The following is an 8,083-nucleotide window of genomic DNA, read 5'->3' as shown; positions in this document are numbered from 1 at the left end:
CCGTAGGCCAGCTCTCCGGTGACCCGGACGTGCAGCCTTCCCGGACGTGCCCGCCCCGGCACTTTGCAGGTCACCCCGCCCCATTCGGTCCGCACCCCGTCTGCGTTCACGGTCGCACCGGAGGGCAGGACGATCGTGGCGGAGCCGTACTGAAGCCGAAGCTCGATCTCGATCTCCGGATAGTCGACGGTGGTCTGGGACAGGTCGAGCAGCGCGCCTCCGTACTTCGAGTCGATCCGCAGCACTCGCGGGACCGGCCATTCGCCCACTCGCTTGATACGCCCGCTCCCGGACTGCAGCTGGACTACATCCTCCGTGAGATCGTCGGGCAGGCCGGCGACCACCGACATCAGATCGCCACCGGAGGTGGCGGTGAGAGCCCGCTCGAGCCGCGCGTCCAGTTCCTCAGAGGTGAGACGCCCCTCGGTGAACGCCCGCTGAATTCGCTGAACGATCCTTTCACGATCTCCGTCGGAGACTCGTACCACCTGTTTCGGCATGTCCCTTGGCATAACTCTCCAGAGCCTGTCTGCTAGCCGCATCGATGATGATGATGATGAGGCATGGTCCGCCGGCACGACGACGTAGATCGTCTTGCCGGACGGGCCGGGGCGGCGGTCAGCGGCTGACGGCCTTCTTGTAGAGCCGCGTGGCCAGCGGCACGAACACGGCCAGGAGCAGCGCCGACCACAGCAGCGACGCCGTTACCGCGTGCCGGAGCGGCCATGCGTCGGGAACGGGCATGGCGGGATTGATGTTGCCGAAGAGCTCGCGCACCGCCTGGATGATCGTGGAGACGGGGTTCCATTCGGCGACGGCCTTCAGCGGTCCGGGCAGTCGCGCGCTGTCGACGAAGGCGGTGGACAGGAAGACCAGTGGCATCGACACGACGGTGGCGATGTTGTTGAAGACCTCGGGCGTGCGCAGGGCCAGCGCGACCGTCGCCGTCACCCAGGAGAACGCGTAGGCGAACGACAGCAGCAGCAGGAAACCCAGGACGGCCTCATGCGGCGCGGAGTGGATCCGCCATCCGACGATCAGCCCCATCACCGACATCGCGACGATGCTGCTCAGGTTCATGAGCAGGTCGGAGATGGTCTGGCCGGTCAGCACCGCCGACGGCGCCATGGGCAGCGTGCGGAACCTGTCGAAGATGCCCTTCTGCAGGTCCAGGACCAGGGTGTAACCGGTGATCTGCCCGCTCATGATGACCGTCTGGACGAAGATGCCGAGGATCATGTACTCCTGATAGGACATGCCCGGTATATCGATCATGCTGCCGAAGACGTAGGCGAACAGCAGCACGAACACGATCGGGAGAATGATCGCGCCGCCCAGCAGGTCGGGTGCTCGCTTGATCTTGAGGGCGTTGCGCTTGGTGATCGTCATTCCGTCACCGATCGCCATCTGAAGAGCGTTCATCGGCTGTGCTCCTTCATTTTCTCGGCTGCCTCGTGTCCGGTGAGCGTCAGGAACACGTCGTCCAGCGTCGGCCGCCGCAGGCCGGCATCGCGCACGGTGACTCCTTCGGCCGCCAGCCTTGCCAGGGCGTTGGTGAGCGATGCGGCACCGTTGTTCACCGGAACGGTCACCTGCAGTGCGGTGGTGTCGGTCTGCGTCTCCCCGACGGCCATGGGCTCCAGCAGCCGCCGGACGGCCGCGAGGTCCGCCGGGTCCGTCACGGTCAGCGTGATCCGGTCGCCGCCGACCTGATCCTTGAGCTCGTCGGCGGTGCCGAGCGCGATCACGCGGCCGTGGTCGACCACCGCGATCCGGTCGGCGAGCCGGTCGGCCTCCTCCATGTACTGAGTGGTGAGCAGCAGCGTCGTGCCGCCGGCGACGAGCTCGGAGATGACGTCCCACAGTCCCGCGCGGGCTCGGGGGTCCAGGCCGGTGGTGGGCTCGTCGAGGAACAGCACCGGCGGGTTGGCGACCAGTGCTCCGGCGAGGTCGAGCCGGCGCCGCATGCYGCCGGAGTAGCCCTGTACCGGGCGGTCCCCCGCTTGGGTCAGGTCGAAGCGTTCCAGCAGTTCTCGTGCGCGCTCTCTGCTGCGTCTGGCACCCAGGTGGTAGAGCCGTCCCACCATCTCCAGGTTCTCCGCGCCGGTGAGGTGGTCGTCGACGGCGGCGTACTGCCCGGATGCCCCGATGTGGGATCGCAGCCGCTGGGCGTCACGGACGACGTCGAATCCGGCGACCGAGGCATGGCCGGCATCCGGCTTCAGCAGGGTCGTCAGGATCCGCACCGTCGTCGTCTTGCCGGCACCGTTCGGCCCGAGCAGCCCGAACACCGTCCCCTGGGGGACCGACAGGTCCAGCCCGTCGAGGGCGATCACGTCGCCGTACTTCTTGACCAGGCCTTCGGCCACTATCGCGGGGGGCATGAGCTCTCTCCTCTGATGGATTTCCGGTTGGCCCGGGGCGACGTGCGAGAAGCCGGCCGGGGGCGGGTCAGCTACGGCGGATCACGATGTCGCCGTTGGAGGTCCGGGCGCGCACCTCGACGCTCTCGTCGTCCTGTCCGGGACCGTCGCAGGGGTCCAGAGCGATGTGCACGTTGCCGTACTCCGTCTTCACGTCCAGGTAGGCGGCGCTGCCTGCGCGGATGCCGGCCTCGATCGCACCGGAGGAGGTCTCCAGCACGACCGGGCCGCGTACCACCTCGCCGACCCGGACATCGCCTGTCGCGGTCTTGGCGTCGACGCCGGCCAGCGCGCGGTCGACGGTGATGTCTCCGTACGCCGTTCTCAGTCGCAGGTCACCGGTCACCTCGCCGAGGGTGATGGCGCCGTTGGCGGTCTTGACCACCGCCGTGCCGTCGATCTCGCGAATCCGGATCTCACCGTTGGCGGTGGTGGCGTCGGTGTGCCCGGCCGACCGGATCACCGTGATGTCGCCGTCGGCGGTGTTCAGCTGCAGCTTGCCGGTCTGGTCGAGCCAGATGTCGCCGTCGGCGGTGTCGAACCTGGACTCTCCCAGGCGCCCCCCGCAGTGGAAGTCCCCCGTTGTCCTCGCCTCGACGCGGGAGTCCGCCGGCAGCTCGATCCTCACCTCGACGGAGCCGCCCCACCACAGCCACGAACGGATCGTGGACCTGGGCGCCTTCACCAGCAGCCGGCCCTGGGAGTAGTCCACCTGGATCTGTGCCGCGCTCTGCACGTCGGCGTCGTCGGAGGCGTTCTTCGGGCGTATCTCCACGACCGTGTCGGCACGGTCGCCGGCATGGATCCGGACGTCGGCGGCCGCGAGGTCGATGACGGCGAAGATCGGTTCCGGGGTGTCGAAAGTCGGCATGGCGGTGCCCTCACGATGGGTGGTGGGTGTCCCGTCAGCAGGGACAGGCGATGAGTGGTGGGCTGGTCGCGCTAGCGCACCCAGCCGGTGTAGTGCCGCCCGGTTCTCTGGTCACCGCCCCGGTCGAAGCGACGGCCCTCGTCGCCGGGTTCGAGCGCCGCGGACACGGCGCGGACCAGCCAGGCGTTGACCGAGAGCCCTTCCCGGCCGGCCGCCTTCTCGATGCGCGACTTGAGATGATCGGGAACCCGGAGCGAGACCCGCGACGTGCCGCCCTCGTCGGCCTCCGGCGGTGTCTCCGGAACGGGTGCCCGGACGCCCATCGCGACCTCCACCGCGCCGGCCAGCGCACTCCTCAAGCTGCTCCCGCGCGCCTGTTCCGGCGCCCGCTCGGCCGGCGCCGGCGTCACGGAGAAGTCGAGGTCACGCCCGCGCAGCCGTACGTCGACCGAACCCGGCGCGAGATCGCGGGTGATCTCGCCCGCGGCGGCCGACAGCGCCTCGAGCAGGGTGAGCCGGACGGCCGATTCGAGCGATGCGGTGAGACGCTCGGCGAGTGCGCGCGCGTCCGGGCCGCTCGCCTCGGCGGCGACCGCCAGCTCGCGGCGGAGGTTGTCGACGTACGGCGTGAGATCCATGACGCCACTATGGCGCCAAATTGGCGTCACGGCAAGCTCTGGACGGTTCTTGTCGGTGCCACGATGGCGCCGCGGTCGACTTCGGGCCTTGACCGGCGTCCGAGCGCTCTCCGCGCGACCACGCGTTTACGCTGGAAATATCTCCTCGGCGCGACGGTCGAGGAGATGTCCGGCGACCGGAGCCATGATGGCACCATAGTGGCGCCACGAGAGGAGCGGCGGCGGAGTCCGGGGCCATCGGCCAGGCCTCGTTCGGGCCCATGTCACGGGCTTCAAGAGGCTTCTCATGCTCCTCCGGACGGGCTCAAGCCTTCAGGGGGTCACGGTTCCCGCCGAGACGGTCCCCGCACCGGCGCGGCGGCCTGGCCGCCGCCCGCGGCGAGCGCCAGGAGAGCGGGCGATCGTCCTTCTGCCGGGTGTGCCGGCACGCCGGGGAGCGGGCCAGGCTGCTCGGAGACGAGCACGCCCCCGTTCGGCCGTCCCCGTCGGATCACCCGCCGACTGATCGACCACAGCGGTCCGCAGGCGGACGTCAGGGCTGTTGTAAGCACCTTGCAGGCGGCCCGGCCTATCAATGGTGATGCGAGCCCCCGGCCGACAGAGCACCCCCGAACCCCATGGTTCACACGATCACATAGGAGATCCCGATGAACCGCACCATCCGCACCCTGCTCGGAGTCACCGCCACCGCCGGCATCGTCCTGGGCGTCCCGGCCCTCACCACCGCCGCGAACGCGTCGACCACGTCCGCCGCGGGCGTCACCAGCACGGCCCCCAGCAGCTTCCTGTTCAATTACACCTTCAACGGCCACCTCAAGGTCGCCGGCGGCAATTTCACCGTCGGCCGCCGGGTCTACCTGGTCGTCAAGTACAACACCGGCCGGACGGCGTTCTCCAAGTGGGAGACCGCCCGGACGCACTCCATCACTCCCGGTGGGACCGTCTACGTGGAGACGACGATCGCCGCTCCCTGCGCCGGGGGGAACAACGGCTACGCCCGTGCGTACGACGACGCCACCAAGACATGGTCCCCTCGGCTGCCGGTGGCGATCTGCCGGCGGATCGACTGATCCCCGGCGGTGCCGAGATCGTCGTCGAGCGCCGTGCCTCCACATTCACGGAAGAGACGTCTCCTCCCCCCGGCACTCCTCCCCCCTGGCACAGATCTCGCCGCGGGGGATGCGGGAACCAAGCAAAAGGTCCGTTGATCCGGGCTTTCCCGGAGTCGTCGGGCGTCGTGCGTCGACAGCGATGCCGATCTCATCCGGGCGGACCCGGCGAACGTCGGTCGGGCCAGGGTCGACACCGGATCTGACCTGTGAATACGATCCATGGCCGCCCACCGGCGCCCGGCTCCGCCCGTGGTCGCCGTCACCTGGTCGGTCACCCGGACCCGGGCTGTGCGGTACGGCTCGCCATACCGATGAGCGGGGCATATCCGGACTCAAGATCTTCGGGAAGCCGGTCAAGCGGAAAGAATCGAAGGTCGCTGTGCTCGTTGCTGAGGCGCAGGGAGACCGGACCGCTCACCGTGGCGCGCAAGGCCACGATGAGCACCTTCCCCGCGCCCTCGATATCGAAGATCTCCGCACCGACGACCGGCCCCGCCACCACGTCGAGGCCGCTCTCCTCCAGGACCTCCCGCTGCACGACATCCGCCAGAGTGGCGTCGTCCTTCGACGGCCATCCTCCTGGAAGCTCCCACTTCTGCCGCGGATTCCGGCAGAGCAACACTTGGCCGTCCACCAGCACCACGCCCTTGACCGAAGCGTGCATGAAGTACCAACCGGTCCGAGCATCGATCATGCCCTGATCATTCCAGGGAGCAGTCGTCACCGCCCGGACCTGTCGGAGAACTCCGCCAGGGCCGCCCTACCACGACGCGCGGAAGCACCGGGTGAGGTGAGGGCTTTATACCTCAACCGCCATATGGCTAATATCAGGCCACCAATCGCCTACCTTGGCGATTTTCGTCATAGACGCACCCATCGGTGAGGAGAGTGTCCTGCACGTGGCTGGTTTGGGCAGGATCGGGCGACGAAGAGCGGGGACCGTGGGCGACGGGAACGGGGTATCGGGGTCGACCAGCGACCGGCCGCGGCGAATGGCCGGTGCCCGCCGGCTGCCCTTGCGTACCGTACTGATCATTGTCGTGGTCGTACCGGGCCTGACCTTCACCCCGCTGCTGGGCTCGGGCATATACCAGCTGGCCACTCAGTGGCAGGCGGAGAAGATCCAGATGGATCTGGCCACCGATACCGTCGGCGGACCTGCGGCCGACCTGTTCCTCAGCCTTGAGCAGGAGCGGCTGCTCACTGCGGAGACGCAGGCCAGTCCCCGTAGCACCTCCCGCGACAAGCTCGCCAAGCAGCGCGCGGTGACCGATCAGGCCGTGAGCGCCTTCCGTCCGCTGACAGCCCTGGACACCACCAACGGGCAGGAGGGGCTCGCCGACGCCATCGCCCGGACCGAACGCGGCCTCGGCCTCCTCGACCAGCAGCGGCGGGCGGTGGACGCCGGTTGGTCCAGCGAGCAGAAGGCGTTCGACTACTACAGCGGCGTCCTTGAGTCGGACCTCAGCGTATTGACCGCTCTCAGTCACACCGACCACGCCGAGGTGAGCAGCAAGGCGCAGACGCTGATCGACCTCTTCTGGGCTATCGACATGATCGGCCGCGAAGACGCCATTCTGGCCCGCGGCTGGGAGACGGGGCACCTGACGAGGGACGAGTACGGCCTTGTCGCCGACGCCATCGGCACCAGGAAGCACCTCCTGCAGTCCCGGGTGGTCCCCAGTCTCATGGGCAACGAGAGCCAGTACAGAGCGCTGACGGCCAGTAAGACGTGGGAGACCATGACTGCTCTGGAGGACCGGCTGCTCGCCTCCGAGACCGGCGCCGGGAGCAACCAGGTGACACTCCGCGAGGTCGGCCCGGTGTGGCGCTCCTCGGTGGACACGGTCACCCCGCAACTGCTGCAACTTCTCTATCTCCGGCTCGAAAACGTCAGCAAGATCGGATACAGCCACGCCGATCGGCTCTTCGTGACCTTCATCAGTGTCACCGCCGTGGGCCTGCTCGCCCTGGGCCTGGTCATCGTCACCATCTGGCGCCTCACCGCCATTCTTCGCCGGCGCATCCTCCACCTGCGCGAGGATGCCCAGGAACTCCAGGAGCGGCTGCCCGACGTGGTCGCCCGGCTGGAGCGCGGCGAGGACGTCGACGTGGACGCGGAAGTACACATGGTCGAGCCCACCCCCGACGAGCTCGGCGAGCTCGGGCAAGCCCTCAATCTGGCCAGCCGCAGCGCTGTCCTCACTGCCGTACGGCAGGCCGAACAACACCGCGGCTTCCAACGTATGCTCCAGCGCATCGCCCGCCGTACCCAGATCCTCATCGGCCTTCAGCTGAAGAAGCTGGACGAACTGGAACGCAAGCACGAGGACCCCGAGGTGCTGGAGGGCCTGTTCGACCTGGACCACCTCACCGCTCGGCTGCGCCGCTACGAGGAGAACCTGGTGATCCTCGGCGGCGGGCAGCCGCAGCGCCGCTGGCGCAAGCCGGTACGCCTGCTCGACGTACTGCGCGCCGCGCAGGGCGAGGTCCAGGACTACCGGCGGATCTCGATCGATGTCGACGGCGAACCCTGGGTAGCCGAGCGCGCGGTGGGACCGTTGATCCACGTCCTGGCGGAACTGATGGAGAACGCCACCGCCTTCTCCAAGCCGCTGACCCCCGTCGAGGTACGGGCCGCACTGGTCAGCCGGGGCCTCGCCGTGGAGATCGAAGACCGCGGCCTGGGCATGGAACCCGAGCAGTACGCCGCCGCCAACGCCCTGATGCAGTCGCCGCCGCAGCTCGATGTGATGACCCACGCCGACGATGTGCGTCTCGGGCTGTACGTGGTCGCCCGGCTCTCCGCGGGTCTGGGCCTCCAGGTGGAACTGCGGCCGTCGGCCTTCGGCGGCACCCGTGTCATCGTGCTGCTCCCGGAACCGCTGATGGTGGACCGTCCCCGAGCGGTACCCGGGCCGGTCGCGTACGGCCCAGGTCTCCTGGTCGGTCTGTTCGTCCCTGTCCGCCGGGACTTTGAGCTCGGTGACCAGGCTGGCCTGGCGCACCCGCTGGGGCAGCGGCTCCTGGCCGGACGAC

Annotated in this window: 8 protein-coding genes; 2 read left to right on the top strand and 6 right to left on the bottom strand. The window is 68.5% G+C overall.

Annotated elements, in window-relative coordinates:
• The 5 genes from CA984_RS40820 to CA984_RS40800 all read right to left on the bottom strand — a co-directional run.
• A partial coding sequence (locus tag CA984_RS40820; RefSeq protein ID WP_242676452.1) for a DUF1707 SHOCT-like domain-containing protein occupies positions 1-500 on the bottom strand: 500 nt, incomplete at its 3' end.
• A 118-nt stretch (positions 501-618) separates the two neighbouring features.
• Positions 619-1,422, bottom strand: coding sequence for an ABC transporter permease (locus CA984_RS40815; protein ID WP_086578704.1), 804 nt, complete (start codon positions 1,420-1,422; stop codon positions 619-621).
• Positions 1,419-2,384 (bottom strand): ATP-binding cassette domain-containing protein, encoded by a 966-nt coding sequence (locus CA984_RS40810; RefSeq protein ID WP_086578703.1) that lies wholly within the window; start codon positions 2,382-2,384, stop codon positions 1,419-1,421. The genes CA984_RS40815 and CA984_RS40810 overlap by 4 nt, the downstream gene beginning before the upstream one ends.
• 67 nt (positions 2,385-2,451) lie before the next feature.
• On the bottom strand, positions 2,452-3,294 hold the full coding sequence (locus CA984_RS40805) for a DUF4097 family beta strand repeat-containing protein (protein WP_086578702.1): 843 nt from the start codon (positions 3,292-3,294) through the stop codon (positions 2,452-2,454).
• Between the two features lie 71 nt (positions 3,295-3,365).
• A complete protein-coding gene (locus tag CA984_RS40800) occupies positions 3,366-3,932 on the bottom strand; it encodes a hypothetical protein (protein WP_086578701.1) in 567 nt (188 codons plus the stop codon).
• A 647-nt stretch (positions 3,933-4,579) separates the two neighbouring features.
• On the opposite strand from CA984_RS40800, the gene CA984_RS40795 reads away from it, so the two are divergent.
• Positions 4,580-5,002: a hypothetical protein gene (locus CA984_RS40795; RefSeq protein WP_086578700.1), complete on the top strand. Its 423-nt coding sequence runs from the start codon at positions 4,580-4,582 to the stop codon at positions 5,000-5,002.
• A 313-nt stretch (positions 5,003-5,315) separates the two neighbouring features.
• Here CA984_RS40795 and CA984_RS40790 read toward each other — a convergent pair whose 3' ends face one another.
• Positions 5,316-5,738 carry an NUDIX domain-containing protein gene (locus CA984_RS40790; protein WP_086578699.1) on the bottom strand — a complete coding sequence of 141 codons (423 nt, stop codon included), beginning with the start codon at positions 5,736-5,738 and terminating at the stop codon, positions 5,316-5,318.
• Between the two features lie 322 nt (positions 5,739-6,060).
• Here CA984_RS40790 and CA984_RS40785 point away from each other — a divergent pair.
• Positions 6,061-8,083: sensor histidine kinase (locus CA984_RS40785; RefSeq protein WP_242676451.1), on the top strand; the 2,023-nt coding region annotated here is incomplete at its 3' end.

The sequence above is a fragment of the Streptosporangium minutum genome, assembly GCF_002149035.1.
Classification (GTDB): Bacteria; Actinomycetota; Actinomycetes; order Streptosporangiales; family Streptosporangiaceae; genus Streptosporangium; species Streptosporangium minutum.
Note: the sequence above shows the minus strand (reverse complement) of the source record. Positions and strands in the feature narration are given on the sequence as shown.